14 protein-coding genes are annotated in these 17,180 nt (G+C 71.3%); 6 read left to right on the forward strand and 8 right to left on the reverse strand.

Going from position 1 to position 17,180, the window contains the following annotated elements:
- Positions 1-126: 126 nt before the first annotated feature.
- Both ABZ079_RS15850 and ABZ079_RS15855 read right to left on the reverse strand, forming a co-directional pair.
- Positions 127-405 carry a hypothetical protein gene (locus ABZ079_RS15850; protein WP_356940006.1) on the reverse strand — a complete coding sequence of 93 codons (279 nt, stop codon included), beginning with the start codon at positions 403-405 and terminating at the stop codon, positions 127-129.
- Positions 406-412: 7 nt separating this feature from the next.
- Positions 413-1,984 carry an AMP-binding protein gene (locus ABZ079_RS15855; RefSeq protein ID WP_356940007.1) on the reverse strand — a complete coding sequence of 524 codons (1,572 nt, stop codon included), beginning with the start codon at positions 1,982-1,984 and terminating at the stop codon, positions 413-415.
- A 288-nt stretch (positions 1,985-2,272) separates the two neighbouring features.
- Between ABZ079_RS15855 and ABZ079_RS15860 the strand changes: the two genes are divergently transcribed.
- Complete coding sequence (locus ABZ079_RS15860; RefSeq protein ID WP_356940008.1) at positions 2,273-3,880, forward strand: AMP-binding protein; 1,608 nt, start codon at positions 2,273-2,275, stop codon at positions 3,878-3,880.
- The gene (locus tag ABZ079_RS15865) at positions 3,867-4,568 is read left to right on the forward strand and encodes a 4'-phosphopantetheinyl transferase superfamily protein (RefSeq protein WP_356940009.1); all 702 of its coding nucleotides are present in this window, start codon (positions 3,867-3,869) and stop codon (positions 4,566-4,568) included. Before ABZ079_RS15860 ends, ABZ079_RS15865 begins: the two co-directional genes overlap by 14 nt.
- Before the next feature lie 37 nt (positions 4,569-4,605).
- On the opposite strand, the gene ABZ079_RS15870 is transcribed toward ABZ079_RS15865, so the two are convergent.
- Together ABZ079_RS15870 and ABZ079_RS15875 are read right to left on the reverse strand one after the other, a co-directional pair.
- Entirely contained in the window at positions 4,606-5,034 is a 429-nt protein-coding gene (locus ABZ079_RS15870; RefSeq protein WP_356940010.1) for a winged helix-turn-helix domain-containing protein, read from the reverse strand.
- 575 nt (positions 5,035-5,609) lie between these two features.
- Positions 5,610-6,797 (reverse strand): cytochrome P450, encoded by a 1,188-nt coding sequence (locus ABZ079_RS15875; RefSeq protein WP_356940011.1) that lies wholly within the window; start codon positions 6,795-6,797, stop codon positions 5,610-5,612.
- 180 nt (positions 6,798-6,977) lie between these two features.
- Between ABZ079_RS15875 and ABZ079_RS15880 the strand changes: the two genes are divergently transcribed.
- Entirely contained in the window at positions 6,978-8,198 is a 1,221-nt protein-coding gene (locus ABZ079_RS15880) for a cytochrome P450 (protein ID WP_356940012.1), read from the forward strand.
- Positions 8,199-8,282: 84 nt separating this feature from the next.
- On the opposite strand, the gene ABZ079_RS15885 is transcribed toward ABZ079_RS15880, so the two are convergent.
- Entirely contained in the window at positions 8,283-9,659 is a 1,377-nt protein-coding gene (locus ABZ079_RS15885; protein WP_356940013.1) for an FAD-binding oxidoreductase, read from the reverse strand.
- A 190-nt stretch (positions 9,660-9,849) separates the two neighbouring features.
- On the opposite strand from ABZ079_RS15885, the gene ABZ079_RS15890 reads away from it, so the two are divergent.
- The gene (locus ABZ079_RS15890; protein WP_356940014.1) at positions 9,850-10,197 is read left to right on the forward strand and encodes a VOC family protein; all 348 of its coding nucleotides are present in this window, start codon (positions 9,850-9,852) and stop codon (positions 10,195-10,197) included.
- Positions 10,198-10,422: 225 nt separating this feature from the next.
- Here ABZ079_RS15890 and ABZ079_RS15895 read toward each other — a convergent pair whose 3' ends face one another.
- From ABZ079_RS15895 to ABZ079_RS15905, 3 genes are all read right to left on the reverse strand, one after another.
- Entirely contained in the window at positions 10,423-12,510 is a 2,088-nt protein-coding gene (locus tag ABZ079_RS15895; RefSeq protein WP_356940015.1) for a SpoIIE family protein phosphatase, read from the reverse strand.
- A 384-nt stretch (positions 12,511-12,894) separates the two neighbouring features.
- Positions 12,895-13,668, reverse strand: a complete 774-nt coding sequence (locus tag ABZ079_RS15900; RefSeq protein WP_356940016.1) for an SDR family NAD(P)-dependent oxidoreductase — start codon at positions 13,666-13,668, stop codon at positions 12,895-12,897.
- Complete coding sequence (locus ABZ079_RS15905) at positions 13,665-14,672, reverse strand: NADP-dependent oxidoreductase (protein ID WP_356940017.1); 1,008 nt, start codon at positions 14,670-14,672, stop codon at positions 13,665-13,667. The genes ABZ079_RS15900 and ABZ079_RS15905 overlap by 4 nt, the downstream gene beginning before the upstream one ends.
- A 277-nt stretch (positions 14,673-14,949) precedes the next feature.
- Between ABZ079_RS15905 and ABZ079_RS15910 the strand changes: the two genes are divergently transcribed.
- A complete protein-coding gene (locus ABZ079_RS15910; RefSeq protein ID WP_356940018.1) occupies positions 14,950-15,429 on the forward strand; it encodes a DUF485 domain-containing protein in 480 nt (159 codons plus the stop codon).
- Positions 15,426-17,039, forward strand: coding sequence for a cation acetate symporter (locus ABZ079_RS15915; RefSeq protein WP_356940019.1), 1,614 nt, complete (start codon positions 15,426-15,428; stop codon positions 17,037-17,039). Before ABZ079_RS15910 ends, ABZ079_RS15915 begins: the two co-directional genes overlap by 4 nt.
- Positions 17,040-17,180 lie beyond the last annotated feature (141 nt).

Consider the following 17,180-nt stretch of genomic DNA (forward strand, 5'->3'; position numbering starts at 1 on the left):
CCCCTCTCTTCACGCCGGAAGTGCGCCGGTCTCGGGCGAGCGCACAGAGCCTTCCGAACCTAACGATGTGTGCATGTCCACTCCGGTCTCCTGTCAGAGTTCTTTCGGTGGCCGGCGTTCCGCGGGTCAGCCCGCCACCAGCTCGTTCTGCTCGCGCAACTGCCCTACCACGTAGGCGATCACGTCCTCGGAGGTGGCGATCTTGCGGCCGGTCTCCTCGTCGATGGGCGGCAGGTCGAAGTCGTCCTCGATCGCGAAGGCGAGCTCCAGCAGGGCGAGGGAGTGGTAGCCGAGATCGTTGACCAGATGGGCGGGGCCCTGTTCGGGGAATCCCTCGGCGTCCGGGGCGAGTTGGCGGATGATACTCAGGATGGTCTCGCGGACCGCGCTTTCGGTGTGGGCCATGTCTCTCCTAGGGCTGAGGGTGGTCTGCCGCGTTCTCGACGAGGGTGTGCCAGATCGTGCGGCGCCGCGGCTTGCCGCTCGGGGTGCGTGGGAGAGCACCACGCGCCACCCTGAGCAGCAGGGTGTCGGCTCCTGGGACCGTGTGGCGCAGCAGCCGGCGTACGGCGTCGTCCGCGGCCGGGTCCGGTGTGCCGGTGCCGTCCTCGACGACCAGGGCGGCGACCGGGCCGGTCGCGTCCTCGCCGAGCACCACGACGGCTCGCGCCGGCAGCAGACCGGCGCGGCCGAGGGCCTGTTCCACGTCCTCCGCGAACACCCACTGGCCGCGCAGTTTCAGGCCGTCTCCGATCCGGCCGTGCACGAAGAGCTGCCCGTCGGCGAGGAAACCCGCGTCGCCGGTGCGCAGTTCGCCGTCGGTGATGCGGGTGTCGCGGACGTCGTCGCCGAGGTGGCCGAGGGCGAGCTGCGGTCCGCGTACGGCGATCTCGCCCACCGTGCGGTCCGGCAGGTCCCGGCCGTCGTCGTCGACGATGCGCACGGTGGTGCCGGGCAGCGGGCTGCCGCAGCCGACGACCGACTTCTCCTCGGTCCACTGCTGCCCGTGCCGCAGACCGGTGACGGCGAGCGAGGCCTCGGCCAGCCCGTAGGCGGGCAGCAGCGCCCCGCGGCGCAGACCGTGCAGGCCGAGCAGCGCGTGGAAGTCGCGCAGGGTGGCCGGCGGGATGCGTTCGGCGCCGACCACCAGGGAGCGCCAGCCGGCGAAGTCCAGGCCGGTCAGGTGCTCGGGACGGACCTTGCGCAGGATGTGGTCGAGACCGAAGGCGGGGGTGGCGCTGATGGAGGCGCCGCGCAGGCCGAAGCAGCGCAGGTATTCCAGCGGCCGCCGCACGAAGGCCTCCGGCCGCATCAGCCACAGCTCGTCCTGGGCGAGGACGGCACCGAGCAGGCAGCCGACGAGTCCCATGTCGTGGTGGACGGGCAGCCAGCTGGCCCACACGGCGCCCGGTGCGGCCTCCAGCCAGTCACGGATGGCGGCGACGTGACCGGCCAGGGCGGTGGCGTCGAGGGCGACGCCTCGGGCGCGGCCGCCGGAGCCGGAGGTGAACTGCACCAGTCCGCGCGCGGCCGGAATCCGGCCGGGACCGGTGTCCCGCTCGTGCGCCGGGTCGAGCAGGCCGGCGCTGTCCAGCAGGTGTATATCCGCCGGGAGGTGATGTCCGGGGGTACGGTCGGCGATCACGGCTCGTGGCCGGGCGGCCGTCAGGAGTGCGGACATCCGGTCGTCGTAGCCCATCGCCGCGGGCGCTCCGTCGACCGGGGGTGCCAGCGGTGCGGGAGTGGCGCCGGCCAGCAGGGCGCCGAAGAACGCGGCGAGGAAGGCGGGCGACGAGGGCAGCACGAGGGCGACGATGTCGTCGCGGCCCACTCCGGCGGCGGTGAGCGCGTGGGCCGCCCGACGGCTGAGCCGGGCCAACTCGTCATAGCTGTACCGGTGCCAGCTTCCGTCCGGGGTGCCGAAGTTCACGCCGGTGCGGGTGCTGGGTGCTTCGAGCCAGGTGAGCAACGTGGGAGCGGACACGGCCGGTTCACCTCCGATCCGCCGTGGACATCGGCGAGCGTAGAGGCCGTCCGGACAGGGCCGGCCGATGCTGTTGGGTGTCTTTCACCCGGCTGCGCCACGCGCGCGCCGCGATGGATGCTGGTCTTCCCGCCGTGCGGGCTCTCGTACCGTGCCCGCCCGGGGCCGCATCCCGGTCCGGCCGGACGGGTCGCCTCATCGGCTCCCCGCCCGTGGCCCGCGACGCGCGCCGGCCGCGCCGGACCGGGCAGCCCCGCACGGCTCAGCACGTCCAGAGGGAGGCGTTCCATGCTGGAAGGCTTTGCACCGTGGCCCGCCGAGTTCGCCGAGCGCTACCGCAAGGAGGGTTACTGGCAGGGGCGTACTCTGTACGACCTGCTGCGGTCCGCGGAGCGCGGAGGCCGGGAGCGGACCGCCGTGGTCGCGGGCGACCTGCGGCTCACGTTCGGGCAACTGGTCCGCCAGGTAGACGAGTTGGCCGCGGGCCTGTACCGGCTCGGGGTGCGGGCCCGGGACCGGGTGGTCGTCCAGCTGCCCAACCAGGCGTCCTTCGTCGGCCTGAGTTTCGCGCTGTTCCGGCTGGGCGCCGTGCCGGTGATGGCGCTGCCCGGGCACCGCCGCAACGAGATCGTCCACCTGTGCCGGCACGCGGAGGCCGTCGCCTACGTGGTGCCGGACCGCTTCCAGGGCTTCGACTACCGGGTTCTGGCCCGGCAGGTGCGCGCGGCGGTGCCGGGGCTGCGCCACGTCCTGGTGGCGGGCGACGCCGAGGAGTTCACGCCGCTCGACGAGGTGCGTGGCGCCCCGGTGGACCTGCCGCCGGTCGACTCCTCCGAGGTGGCGCTGCTGCTGCTGTCCGGCGGTACGACCGGGCTGCCCAAGCTGATCCCGCGCACCCATGACGACTACGCCTACAACGCGCTGGCGTGTGCCAGGGCCCTCGAAATGGACGAGCGCGGGGCGTACCTCGCGGCCACCCCGGTGGCACACAACGCCGCGCTCGGCTGTCCCGGGGTGCTGGGCACCCTCCTCGTCGGCGGCAAGGCCGTACTCGCCCCGAACCCGAGCCCGGAGGAGGCGCTGCCGCTCGTGCTGCGGGAGGGCGTCACCCTGACCACACTGGTCCCGCCGCTGGTGATGATGTGGCTGGCGGATCCCGAGGTGGCCAAGGCGGACCTGTCGGGGCTGCTGCTTCAGGTGGGCAGCTCCAAGTTCCAGCCCGAGGTGGCCCGCCGGGTGACGGCCACCCTGGGGTGCCGGCTCACGCAGTGGTACGGCATCGGGGAGGGTCTGCTCACCCATACCCGGCTGGACGATCCCGAGGAGGTGGTCCTCACGACGGAGGGGCGCCCGCTCTGCCCGGCGGACGAGATCCGGGTGGTGGACGACGCGGGACGGGACGTACCGCGGGGCGAGGTCGGCGAGTTGCTGGCGCGCGGCCCGTACACGATCCGCGGGTACTACCGGGCTCCCGAGCAGAACGCCCGGGCGTTCACGCCCGACGGGTTCTTCCGCACCGGTGACCTGGTCCGGCTGACTCCCGAGGGGAACCTGGTGGTGTCGGGGCGGGTGAAGGACATCATCCACCGGGGCGGCGACAAGGTGTCCGCGGAGGAGGTGGAGAGGCATCTGCTGACGCATCCGGCCGTGCGGGACGTGGCGGTGGTCGGGCTCCCGGACGAGCGGCTCGGTGAGCAGGTGTGCGCCTTCGTGGTGCCGTCGTCCCCACCCCTGGACGGGCAGCCCCTGCGGCTGGGGCGCCTCAAGGCGTACCTCACCGAACGCGGGCTCGCCGCCTACAAGCTCCCGGACCGGCTGGAGCTCGTGGACGGCTTCCCGAAGACACCCGTGGGGAAGGTCGACAAGAAGGCGCTGCGGGCCCGTGGCGAGGGCTGAGGGACCGCTGCTGCGTGCCGTGCTGCCGCCCTGGGCGTGCGGTGCGGCCCGCGTCGGCGATGTGGCGCCCGGTGAGCTGTTCGAGCAGGAGGCGCTCGTCTGCGCGGACGCCGGACCGCGCCGCCGGGCCGAGTTCACCGCGGGGCGCTGGTGCGCGCACCGGGCGCTGGCCGCGCTGGGCGGGGCGCCTGCGGCGGTGCCGCGCGGTCCGCGTGGCGCGCCCGTCTGGCCCGCGGGTGTGGTGGGCAGCATCACGCACTGCGCCGGCTACCGGGCGGCCGCGGTCTGCCGCGACACGCGGGGGCTGGGGCTGGGGCTGGACGCCGAGCCGGCGGAACCGCTGCCCGCTCGCGTGCGTGCCCGGCTGCTGACGGCGCGGGAGAACGCACTGGCCGGTGAGATGGAACGGCGGCTGCCCTGGCTGCCCGTGGACCGCCTGCTGTTCAGCGCGCGGGAGGCGGCCTACAAGGCATGGCCCTCCCCTCGGGAAGGACCGCCGCCGTTGCGCGCCCTGAGTGTCGAATCGGTCACCGGGCCCGGACCCGGTCCGGCGTCGGGCGGCTTCGTGGTGCGGCTTCCGGACGGGTACGCGCTGCCGGGCGACCCGTGCTTCCACGGCAGGTGGCACGCCGCAGCGGGCCTGCTCGTGACCTGCGTGGTGATTGCACGGCGGTCGCCCGAGTGGTGAGTGTCGCGCGGGATCCCGGCCCGCGCGGGCCGGTCGGTCACGACAGGTCGGGTTGTGCCTCCAGCACATAGCCACGGCCCCACACGGTACGGATGGAGAGTCCGAGCGGCTGGATCCGGTCCCTGATCCGCATCATGTGCAGATCCAGGGCGTTGCGCGTCCGGGATCCGCTGACCTGACCCAGCCGGAACCGCAGGGCCTCGCGGGGCACCACCTCGCGGTAGCGTGCCACGAGCAGTTCCAGCAGCTCCGCCTGCGTGGGCGAGAGGGTGACGGAGCGGGAGCAGAAGTGGAGGACACCACTCTCGTCCAGGTAAGGCAACCGGTTCAACTGGTATCTGCGGCTCAGGGCGTCCACCCGGGCCTGCAGATCATGGGCCGGGATCGGCGCCCGCACCCAGTCCTCGCACACGTCCTCGCATATGGGGGCCGCCGCGCCCGCTTCGACGACCAGTATCCTGGGCAAGCCCTTGGACCTACATCGGTCACGCAATTCACGCTGTGCCGGCCATCGCAGGAGCCGGACTTCTTCACGTGCCAACTACGCGCTCCCTCCACGCGCTTGCTGATGCACCACACACCGGCCCCCGTGGCTCTTGCCGCCGGACATCTGGGCAGCGTTCAACGGGCACCCGCGGCACGTCAGGTGGGCATGCACAACCGTACTGCCGAATCCGGCGGATGAAACGATTCCGTCCCGTGCTCATCCCGACTGGATCGGGTAGGCACCTACGTCGGCACGCTCGTGCACCACCCGAGAGGTGGTTTAGTTTCGAATGAAATTGCCCGGCCTCGTGACGCGCAGGCGCGGGGGCGACAACGCACCGGCCAGGACTCCGCCCAATCCATGGCATGACCACACGTACACGGCCATCACTCCCCCGTGGACAACCGAATGATGATCAAGTCCCGCCGGGAATTCGGGACGGGGGCGCACGACGGCTGGTTCAGCCCGTCCGGCCTCCCTGGAATTCCCACAGCCAATGTACGGTCCGGGACCATTGCGGACGGTCAAATCTGTCAGTTGTGTTTCGGCCAGGTTCAGCGCAGCGCGACCGGCACGCTGCGATAGGAGCGGAAGGTGACGCTCGGCCTGCGGACGATGTCTCCCGCCGCTTTCAGCGCGGGCGCGTGCCGCAGCAGCCAGCCGATCGCCGCCTGCCCCTCGACCCTGGCCAGGTTGGCGCCGAGACAGTGGTGGGCGCCGCCGCCGAAGCTGAGGTGGGGATTGGGCGCACGCCCGACGTCGAGCCGGCCGGGGTCGGCGAACCGGCGCTCGTCGTGGTTGGCGGACCCCAGCAGCAGCACCAGAACCCGCCCGGGTCGCACGGTTCGCCCGCCCACCTCCACCGGCTCGCGCACGAGACGCGCGGTGGCCTGGATCGGCGCGTCGTAGCGAAGGAACTCCTCCACCGCGCTCGGCAACAGGCCCGGGTCCTGGCGCAGCCGGGCGGTCTGCCCGGGATGGTCGAGCAGCGCCGCGACGCTGGTGGCGATGAGATTGGTGGTGGTCTCGAACCCGGCGAAGAACAGGAAGACCGTGTTGTCGACGATCTCCTCGGCGGTCAGCCGGGCACCCGGCTCCTCGGCGTCCTCGGCGACGATCATCCGGGAGAGCAGATCCTCCCCCAGCGACGCACGCCGTTCGCGCAGCAGTTCGCCGATGTACTCCCGCAACCAGGCCACCGCCCCGTGGGCCGCGGCCCGGTCCTCTTCCGCGACGTACAGGGCGAAGGCCTTGGCGAGGTCGATGGCATGCGGTCGCACCAGGTCCCGGTCGACGGCCGGGATGCCGACCAGCTCGCACACGACGGTGACGGGCAGCGGGAAAGCCAGCTCCGTGACCGCGTCGAAACTGCCGCGGTCCAGAGCGGGGCGGAGCAGCAGGTCGACCTGCCGCTCGATGTAGTCGTGCATCCGCTGCAGCAGACGCGGGCTGAAGGCCTGCGCCATCAGCCGGCGCAGCCGGGTGTGGTCCGGTGCGTCCCGATCGAGGAGGATCCGCTGGAAGAACGTCTGGGCGGGCCCCTCACCCGTACTGAATTCGTGGTACTCGGGGGGGTATTCGTGACTGAGACGGCGGTCCCGCAGGAGCGGCGCGACATCGTCGTACCGGCTCACCACCCACTGGCCGGGGCCGCCCCTGCTCAAACCTCCGGAGGCGCGCAGCTCCGCGTAGATCGGATAGGGGTCCTTGAGTACCGCGGGGTCCCTGGAATCGAATTTCAAGGGCAGATCGGAAGACATTCCACTCCCCCAGGTCGAGAAATTCCTCCGGCTGGCGCAGCCTACCATCGGGAAGACGAGGTCACGACGTTCGGAACTGAACTTCAGCAGTGCGCGCAATTCCCTGTCCAACCCCTTTCAGAACGTGCCATGAATACTTCCGAATCAGGCATCCTCTGCCCTGTGACCGAGGCAATGGACACACAACTCCCCAGGTTCGTCCTGGGTGATCCCGAATTCCTGCGAGACCCTTACCCGGTTTACCGGGAACTGCGTGCGCGGGGGCCGCTGTGCCGGGGCGGCCCCGCCCAGTGGGTCGTCACCCGCCATGCGGAGGTCTCGGCCCTGCTGCGCGACCGCCGGCTCGGCAGAGAGTTTCCCGAGGAGTTCCAGAACCTGTCGGTGGGCCCGGGACCCGCGGTGGACTTCCTGCGGCGCATCGTCATCGACCGGGATCCCGAGGAACACACCCGGCTGCGCCGGCTGCTGACCCGGGCACTGAGCCCACCCGTGGTGCGCTCGCTGGCAGAGCCGATCGCGGCCATGACCGACGATCTGCTGGAGCGGGCCGTGGCGCACGGGACCTTCGACGCGGTCCGGGATCTCGCCCAGCCCCTGCCGGTGCAGGTGATGAGCACCCTCCTCGGCATCCCCCAGGAGGACCGCGACGCGGTGATGGAACGCTCGATCGATGTCTCGAAGGCCTTCGCCGTGTTCATCCCTGAGGCGGAGCGCGCCGCCGCGCACGCGGCGGTCGTGTGGCTTCGGGACTACTTCCGCGATCTGATGCGCCGGCGCCTGGCCGATCCGGGCGACGACCTGCTCACCGCCATCGCCACCGCACGGGAGGGCGACTGGCGGCTCACCGAGGAAGAGGCCGTCGACAACGCGCTGTTCCTCTACTACGCCGGCTTCGAGACGACGACGAACCTGATCGCGACCGGCTGCGCGGCCCTGGCCCGCCACCCGCGCGAGCAGAGCAGGCTGCGCGCCGACCGCTCGCTGCTGCCGACCGCGCTGGAGGAGTTCCTGCGCTGGGACGCACCCATCCACACCACGACCCGGCTCACCCTGGAACCGATCGAGGTGGGCGGACGCACACTGCGCCGGGGCCGGGTCGTGGTCCTGCTCCTGGCGTCGGCCAACCACGACGAGCGGCGGTTCACCGACCCCGGCCGGCTCGATGTGGGCCGGCACCCCAATCCCCACCTCAGCTTCGGCGGCGGGGCCCACCACTGCCTCGGGGCCATGCTGGCACGGGTGGAGGGCACGGCGGTTTTCGGACGGCTCCTCGACCGCTTCGCGGAACTCGAGCCCGCGGGGCCGGCGGACTGGCAGCCCAGCGGGGGCGGCTTCCGATTTCCCTATTGTGCCTATCGCAGCGTCCCGCTCCGGGTGCGCTGAAAACGCGGGACGGCCGGCGAGCCCCTTCGATACGGGTCTCGCCGGCCGTTTCACGCGGTGTGCGCCCCCGGTCCGTGGCGGGCGTCAGTCGGCCGGCACAATGTTGTGGTTCACCCGGAATACGTTCTCCGGGTCGTACTTCGCCTTGAGCGTCCGCAGGCGCGGATAGTTCACACCGTAGGCGTCGGCCACGCGCTGCGGACCGTCGTCGCCGAGGTGGTTCACGTACACCCCGCCGGTCGTGTACGGGAGGACGCGTTCGTACACGTTCTGCGTCCATGCGATGTTCTGCTCGTCCTCACTCTCGTCCTCCCACTGGCTGAGGACGCTGACGAGATATCCGTCGCGATGCGGGAAAGCCGTTGTCTCGGGTGGCAGTTGGGCCATGACGCCGCCCATGAGACCGCCACCGACCAGGGACAGGGGCGAGGGGTTGCTCGCGTAGCCGTCGCCGAGGATCTCCACGGCCTCGGGGTGCAGTTCGTCCATGTGGAAGGAGCGCGCGTAGAGCCTGCGGCCCGCCACCGTGTTGTCGTCCAGCATCCGCTGCACGGCGAGGTAGGGCATCCGGCCGACGTGGTTGAGAAGCGGCTTCTGGCCCAGCCCGGCCAGCGGCGCCACGGCCTCCTCCGCCCCGGCCGAGGTGTCGGCGTGGACGTATCCGAGACCGACCGCCGGTTCCCCGTCCACGGTGAGGAAGGCGAACGAGGTGGTCAGCGCGTCGGGCGCGGTCTGATTGAACTCCCCCAGCCTTCTGGCCACGGCGCCGGTCTCGGCGACGGGGAAGGCCAGCAGTCCGGCCAGGCAGTCGCCCTGCGGATGGAGCTTGTACTCGAAGGCGGTGGCCACGCCGAAGTTGCCGCCGCCCCCGCGGATCGCCCAGAAGAGATCGGCGTCGTCCTGCGGGCTGGCCCTGCGCACCTCGCCACTGGCCAGCACGATGTCGGCGGACAGCAGGTTGTCCACGAGCAGCCCCCGGTAACGGCCCAGCCAGCCCAGACCGCCACCGAGGGTCATCCCGCCGATGCCGATGTACGACTCCTGCGAGCCGGTCACCGCCAGCCCGAAGTGCATCGTCTCCGCGTCGAACTCGCCCTGCAGCAAGCCGGGTTGGGCCTGCACGGTGCGCCGCTCGGGGTCGACCCTGATCCCCTTGAGCGCGGAGGTGTCGATGACCAGTCCGCCCTCACAGCTGCCGGTGCCGGCGAAGCAGTGGCCGCCACCGGTCACCGCGAGCAGCACGTCGTGCTCCTTGGCGAACCGCACGGCGGTGATCACGTCGGCGGCGCCCCGGACCCGTACGATCGCACCCGGACGGCGTTCGAAGTAGGCGTTCCAGATGGCCTTGGCGGCCGGATACTCCCGGTCCTCCTCGGTGATGACGGAGCCGCGCAGCCGTTCGCGCAGCTCGATGACGGCGCGCTCCGGCACGCTTGCGCCCTGGGACGTGGTCAACCGCATCGCGTCTCCCGCACGGGTGGGTGTCTTGGCCTTGCCGGCCATTCAATTCCCGTCTGCGGTGTTCCGGCCGGGAGGGGACAGACCCCCGAAAGATGCGCCGGGCCGCTCGGTCCTCCGAGCGGCCCGGCGCCGCAACGACTAGGCTGGCCCGGTCCTCAGACGCGTCCGACCCGACCACCGGAGCCGCGAGATGCACGTCCGCCGAGTCGTCCCCAACGTCCAGTCAGAAGCCCTCGACGCGAGCTCGGAGTTCTACGGCGTCCTGGGCTTCGAGGAAGTCATGAACCACGGCTGGATCATGACCCTGGCGTCCACCGAGAACCCCGCCGTACAGATCAGCCTGATGACCGACGACAAGACGGCGCCGGTCGCACCGGACGTGAGCATCGAGGTCGAGGACGTGGACGCCGTGTACTCCGCCATGAAGGAGCGCGGCGCGGAGATCGTCCATCCGCTGACCGACGAGGAGTGGGGCGTGCGGCGGTTCTTCGTCCGGGACCCCAACGGCCGCGTCGTCAACGTCCTCAGCCACAGCTGACGCCGGGCGCCCGGCCGGCTCCGGCAGCCCCGAACGTCGCCGGAGCCGGTGGAACGCCTCCCCGCGCCTGCCGGCACGCCGAGCCCGAGAGGCCGCACGCAGCGCGAGGGCCGGACCGGCGGCCCGGTGACAGGGCGGCCTGACCGGCGAGGTCGTACCCGGGTACCCCACCGACCCGGGAAGAGCGCCGTGGTGGACGCCTGACCAGGCCTCTCGAACGCCTGCTCAGGATCGGCCGGTCGACAGTGGTTGTGCACGGGCGATGAGAAGGGCGACGTCGTCATGGCCGGCAGGGTGCCGCAGCTCCCGCAGGAGCAGGTCGCAGGTCGCCTCCGCGGACCGGTACGGCGGTGACAGCAGACGCAGGAGGTCTTCCAGGCGTTCGTCGATGGGGTCGTCGCGGGTTTCGACCAGCCCGTCGGTGTACAGGACGAGTTGGTCGCCGGGATTCAGGTCGAGGGTGGTGGCCTGGAAGGGTACGCCGCCGACTCCCAGGGGGATGCCGGTGGGCAGGTCGAGCAGTTCGGGTGGCCTGCCCGCCCGCACCAGTACCGGGGGCAGATGGCCGGCGGAGGCCACGTGCAACCGCGCGTGATGCGGGTCGTAGACCGCGTACACACAGGTGGCCAGATAGGGGTCCAGGCCCCGAGTGATCTTGTCGAGGTGGGTGAGGATCCGGGCGGGGTCGAGGTCGAGGTCGGCGAGGGTGGAGGTGGCGGTGCGCAGGCGGCCCATGGTGGTGGCGGCCGGGATACCGCTGCCCATGACGTCGCCCACCGCGAGGGCGGTGCGGTCACCGTCCAGGGGGATGACGTCGTACCAGTCGCCGCCTACCTCGCTGAAGGCCTGCGCGGGCCGGTACCGGGCGGCGACCTCGAGACCGGGATGCCGGGGTGAGAGCTGCGGAAGCAGGCTGCGCTGAAGGGTTTCGGCGGCGCTGCGGATGTGCTGGTGCAGGATGGCGTTGTCGATGCTCAGCGCGGCGGACGAGGCCAGTTCGCAGGCGAGGGTGAGGTCGTCCTCGTCGAACGGCAGGGGGTTGCGGGCACGGGCCAGGTCCATGACGCCGATGATCTGTCCGCGGGCGATGAGAGGGACGGCCATGTCGGTGTGCACACCGGCCTGGGCGAGCAGGCGGGCGGCGTCGGAGTCGGCGGCGACGCGGGAGAGGTCGCCGCTCTCCAGGTGGGTGATCAGCAGGGGGCGGCGGGTGCGGATGCAATGGGACGCCGGGTGGTCGGCGTGGTAGGCGGTGAGGCGGCCCGGCGGAACGATCGCTTGAGCGGCGTCGGTGGGGTAGGCGGTCTTCACTGCCAGGGCCCGGAACATCGCCGGACCCTCGCCCACGTCCATGCGCCCCGTCTGCAGCACGCAGTCCAGGAGGTCCACGGCGACCATGTCGGCCAGGTCGGGCACGAGGACGTCAGCCAGTTCCTGTGCGGTCCGCTCCACCTCGAGGGTGGTGCCGATGCGGGCCGAGCCGTTGGCCACCAGGCGCAGGCGCTGCTGGGCCCGGTCGGCCTTTCTGGCTGCCTCGTACCGGTCGGTGACGTCCACCACCACGTTGGCGATCCCCAGCACGTGCCCGTGGTGGTCCTCCAGCCGATAGAACGACACCGCCCAGGCGTGGTCATGGTCGGGGTCGGCGGCGGTACGGCCCACCACCTGCTGGTCCACGACGGGGACGCCGGTCTCCAGGACCTTCCGCATGGCCGCCTCCGCGGCCCGGAACCGCTGACCGGGCAGGACCTCGTGGAAACCCCGGCCGACGTGGTCGGCCTCGGGGGTGCCGTGCATGGCCGCCAGGGCCGGGTTGACGACCAGGTACCGCAGTTCGGTGTCCAGGATGGACAGCCCGATCGGGGCCTGGGTGACCAGCCGGGTGGACAGGGCCACGTCGCGCTCCACCTGGCGCAGCGTGGACCGGTCGGTGGCCAGCCCCAGGGCGTAGTGGTCGCCGAGGTTGTCCGTCAGCCGCATGTTGCGGAACTCGACCATTCGGGTGCTGCCGTCCTTGTGCCGGACGGGGAAGGACCCCGCCCAGCCCCGGCCGGTCTCCATGACCTCGGCGAACAGCCTGATCGCCGCATCCTGGTGTTCGGGGTGGAGGAGCAGCGGCCCCGCGTACTGCCCGACCGCCTCGCTGCGGGCATAGCCGAACAGTGCCTCGGCCTGCGGGCTCCACATGTCGATCCGGCCGTCGGCCTCCAACAGCACCGCAGCGACACCCAGCAGATCCATCAACCCACTCGGGCCCGACGCCTCGTCCTCCGGGCGATCCGCCTGCCCGGGCCGCTGCTTCGCTCGGCTCATCGCACTCGCTCCTTCCACCTGCCGGCCTCACCGGCGCGCCCGCCTCAGCGCGCGGAGCCGGCGAAGCGGTCTCTCGGCAGGTCAGCAGCCCCATCCACGATGCGGCACGGGAACTACGGTGGCCAGGTGGACGCGCCGGGGAGAGCACCGCGTCCGCAGTTGATCCCCGCATCCCGAACGACCATCACCAGATCCATGGTGTGCTCACCTCACTGCTGCGGTCATCACTCCACTCCTACCCCCTCCCCGCCGCCGACGGGCCGTTTCCGACGCCCTCATCGCGCCGGGCCGGGGGGAGGTGACGCCCGGCCCATCGCCCGAGTGGCACTCATCTCCAGGTGACCGCACGGGCAGCCCGTGGCCGACACGGGCTGCCGTGAGCGCTCAGATCTCGACGGGCTTTGCCGGACCGGGCACGTTACGGAAACGGAACGGCTCGGGGTCGCGGCCGGCCTGAATGAACCAGCACTCCCCGGTGCCGTCGCCGGTGACGATCCGCAGCACCGTGTCCGCCACGACCTCGGCCGGGATGACGGGCAGTCCCTGCCCGGAGAGCATGTCGCGCAGGTGATCGATGATCCGCGACTCGGCGAACCCCGGGCAGACGGCGTTGAAGCGCACGTTGTCCGGCGCGAGAGCCGGTCCCAGGGAGCGTGCGAGGCCCACGACCGCATGCTTGTTGGCGGCATACAGCGGATCCAGCGGTACCGCCGCCAGCCCGGCCAGGGACGCGGTCGCCACGATCGTGCCTCCGCCACGGGCCCGCAGCGCGGGCAGCACCGCATGGGTGCCGAAGACCACGCCGTCGAGGTTGGCCCCCATCGCGCGACGGTAGCGGGCCGGATCGAAGTCCTCGCCGACGCCGCATCCGGTCGCCACCCCCGCGTTGAGCAGTGCGATGTCGACACCACCGCACTGCTCCCGGGTGAAGTCCACCAGCGCACGGTTGGCATCGAGGTCGGAGACGTCGCAGGCACGGAAATGGCCGCCGGCCATCTCGGCCACCTCGCGGCCGCCGCGCGCGTCGAGGTCCGCGACCACGACGCGCGCCCCCGCCTTCGCCAGTGCCAGCGCCGTGGCCCGGCCCAGTCCGCTGGCACCGCCGGTGACGATCGCCACCTTGCCCTCGAGCGCGGCCCCGCCCTCGGCGGCCGTCACGCCAGCTCCAGGACGAGCTTGCCGACGTTCTCACCGCGGAAGAGCATCTGCAACGTCTCGGGGAAGTCGTCCACGGTCCCCCTCACCACGTGTTCCTTGACCTTGATACGGCCGGCGCCGATCCAGGCGGAGATCTGCTCGGCGGCCTCCGCGTAGCGCTTGGCGTAGTCGAAGACGACGAAGCCCTCCATGCGGGCACGGCGCACCAGCAGTGACAGGTAGTTCGAGGGGCCCTTGACCGGGGTGGCGTTGTTGTACTGGCTGATCGCACCGCAGACCACGACGCGCGCGTGCATCGCCAGCCGGGTCAGGGCGGCGTCGAGGATGTCGCCTCCCACGTTGTCGAAGTAGACGTCGATGCCGTCGGGGGCGTGCCGGCGCAGCGCCTTCCTGACGTCGTCGGCGTGGTAGTCGATCGCCGCGTCGAATCCCAGCTCGTCGGTGAGCAACGCGCACTTCTCCGGCCCCCCGGCGATGCCCACGACCCGGCAGCCCTTGGCCTTCGCGATCTGACCCGCGATGGTCCCGACCGCGCCGGCCGCCCCCGACACGACGACGGTCTCGCCGTCCTTCAGCGCCCCGACGTCCAGCAGGCCGAAGTAGGCGGTCATGCCGGGCATGCCCAGCGCACCGAGATACGTCGAGGGCGGGGCGAGGGAAGTGTCGATCTTCATGGCGCCTTTGCCGTCGGAGACCACGTGCTCCTGGACGCCGAACACTCCGACCACGTGATCACCCGGCTGGTAGTCGGGGTGGTTGGAGGCGGTGACCTCGATGACCGATCCGGCGCGCATCACCTCCCCGATGCCCACCGGCGGCAGGTAGGAGGGACGGTCGTCCAGCCAGCCCCGCATCGCCGGGTCCAGGGAGATGACCCGCGTTCGGCCCGCGAACCAGCCCGGTCCCGGCTCGTCGACGGGCCCCGCACAGTGCTCCCAGTCCTCGGGTTTGACCTCGCCCACGGGGCGGGCTGCCAGACGTATCTGGCGGTTGGTCGCAGACATCGCGCCTCCTGTCGTTCGCAGCTCCCCGTGACCATACCGACCAGTAGGTACGTGGGTAGGTGTGATTTTCACCATACGCCACCCGCCCGTCGGAGTACCCAGGGTCCGGAGGCCGCCGACCGCCGGCCCCGACCTGCTCCCGACCGGCTCCCGCATCGAACTCATAACAGGACGCTCAGCACTCTTATCAGCCATTCCAACCAGTCGGTACCGTGCGCCGCCGAACGTTCCGCACAGCCCACCTCCCACGGAACCGAGCCGCACCGGAAGGCCAGCGATGACATACCCCGACGACAACCGGTATCCGCCCCCAGCACCGCCGGGATGGTCGCAGCCGCGGACCGAGCCCCGTGGGCAGGCCCCTCGCTACGACTCGTACGGCTACGGCGCCTTCCCGTACGACGCGCACGAGGAACATCCGCGGCTCCAGTCGTACGCGCCCCAGGCCTCCGCCCATACCGCCGACCTCGCCGCCCTCCGCTCGGCCTACCGCGTGCTCCGCAGGGTCTCCACCCTCACCGCGCTCGGCTCCTTCGTGGTGTACGTGGTGCTGTCCTGCTGCGCGCGGGACCTGATGGGAGCCAAGGTCGCCGGAGAGATGAGCCTGGGCATGGCCCTGGGGATCCTCCAGCTGGTCGTCACCTTCGCGGCCGTCTGCTGGTACGGACGCAGCGCACAGCGCTCCGTGGACCCGCTGGCGCGGGTCGTCAGGGAACAGGCAGTCCGACCGGGCCGGGACGTGGGAGCGGCGCGATGAACGACTTCGGCTCAGGGACGCAGGCCATCGTCCTGATTCTGTTCAGCACCCTGGTCACCCTGACACTGCTGATGTGCGTGATGGCGGGACCGGACCGCGACGACCTGACGAACTTCTACACCGGCTACCTCTCGCTCACCCCGCTCAAGAACGGCCTTGCCATCGCCGGCGACTACATCTCCGCGGCCACGGTACTGAGCACCACCGGCATCATCGCGCTCGCCGGATACGACGGCTATGTCCTTGCGGTCAGCACCGCCTTGTCCCTGGTGCTGCTGATGTTCCTGCTGGCCGAACCGCTGCGCAACGCCGGCAGGTTCACCATGGGCGACGTCCTGGCCCGCACCATGCCCGGGCGGGCCGTCCGCATCGCCTCCTGCGTGGTGACGCTCGCGGCGACCCTCCCCTTCCTGGTCGTCCAGCTCTCCGGGGCCGGGTCGCTGCTCACCTTCATCCTCGGCATCCCCCACGAGGCGGGCGCCAGGACGACGTGCATCGTTCTCGTCGGCAGCCTGATGATCATTTACGCGGCGATCGGTGGCATGCGGGGCACCGCGCTCATCCAGATGATCAAGATCGCGGTCCTGCTGGCCACCAGCGTCACCGTCGCCGTCCTGGTCCTGAACCGCTTCGACTGGAGCTTCGGCGACCTGCTCCGGGCCGCCGAGCGCGGGAGCGGCGCGGGGCCCGCCTTTCTCCAGCAGGGCCTGCAACTGGGCACCTCGGCCGGCAGCCGGCTGGACTTCGCAAGTCTCCAGATCACCGTGATCCTCGGCGCGGCCTGCCTGCCGCACATCACGATGCGCCTGTACTCCGCGCGGGACGTGCCCGCCGTGCGCCGTTCCATGTCGTGGGCGGTCGGCACGGTCACCACGTTCTGCCTGCTCGTGATCATCATGGGTACGGGCGCGACGGCCCTGGTGGGATCGCAGTACATCGCCGCGGCCGACTCGCACGGCAGGACGTCGGTCCTCATGTTGTCCCGGGCGCTCGGCGGCGCCACCTCCGCGGGCACGACGATCCTCTACGCGGCCGTCGCCGGCACGGTGTTCATCACCCTGCTGTCCTCGGTCGCGGGCATGACCCTGGCCGCGGCCTCGTCGCTCGCCCACGACCTGTTCGCCCATGCGGCGCGACGGGGACGGGCGGCGCCGCGTACGGAGATGACCGTGGCGGCGTGGACGAGCGTCGCGGTGGGAACCCTCGCCATCGTGCTCGCCAGCCTGGTCCAGAGCTGGGACGTCGGCGTGCTGACCACGCTGGCGATCTGCATCGGGGCGTCGGCCGTGGCCCCCGCGCTGACCTACTCCCTGTTCTGGCGGGGACTCACGCGCACCGGCCTGCTCGCCGCCCTCTACGGCGGTACGGCCTGCGCGCTGGTGCTGATGGTCTTCTCCAAGGCCGTCTCGGGCACGCCGTCCGCCGTCTTCCCGAACGCCGACTTCCACTGGTTCCCCATGCAGTCCACCGGCCTGGTCTCCATCCCGTTCGGTTACCTGGCGGGCTGGCTGGGCAGCCGTCTGGACCACCGGCGCCGCGCCGCCGACAGCCGAGAGAGCCGGCAGATGTACGAGGAGAACGAGGCACGTCTGCTCGCCGCGGCCGAATGACACGGTGGCGAGGGCGGACCGGGCAGGCGGCCTCGGTGCCGCCGCCGCGGTCCGCCCCGGGGGCAAGACCATCGCCACGGGCCCCCGGGCAGCCGTATGCCGACGCGCACGCTGCGGTGCGTCGGCACCCGATGGCATGTG

The sequence above is a fragment of the Streptomyces sp. NPDC006314 genome, assembly GCF_040613075.1.
Classification (GTDB): domain Bacteria; phylum Actinomycetota; class Actinomycetes; order Streptomycetales; family Streptomycetaceae; genus Streptomyces.

Bases quoted from the DNA above. Each gene is read 5' to 3' on its own strand.
- ABZ079_RS15850 (WP_356940006.1), bottom strand. From the start codon at position 405: ATGGCCCACACCGAAAGCGCGGTCCGCGAGACCATCCTGAGTATCATC.
- ABZ079_RS15860 (WP_356940008.1), top strand. From the start codon at position 2,273: ATGCTGGAAGGCTTTGCACCGTGGCCCGCCGAGTTCGCCGAGCGCTAC.
- ABZ079_RS15885 (WP_356940013.1), bottom strand. From the start codon at position 9,659: ATGCGGTTGACCACGTCCCAGGGCGCAAGCGTGCCGGAGCGCGCCGTC.
- ABZ079_RS15890 (WP_356940014.1), top strand. From the start codon at position 9,850: ATGCACGTCCGCCGAGTCGTCCCCAACGTCCAGTCAGAAGCCCTCGAC.
- ABZ079_RS15895 (WP_356940015.1), bottom strand. From the start codon at position 12,510: ATGAGCCGAGCGAAGCAGCGGCCCGGGCAGGCGGATCGCCCGGAGGAC.
- ABZ079_RS15905 (WP_356940017.1), bottom strand. From the start codon at position 14,672: ATGTCTGCGACCAACCGCCAGATACGTCTGGCAGCCCGCCCCGTGGGC.
- ABZ079_RS15910 (WP_356940018.1), top strand. From the start codon at position 14,950: ATGACATACCCCGACGACAACCGGTATCCGCCCCCAGCACCGCCGGGA.
- ABZ079_RS15915 (WP_356940019.1), top strand. From the start codon at position 15,426: ATGAACGACTTCGGCTCAGGGACGCAGGCCATCGTCCTGATTCTGTTC.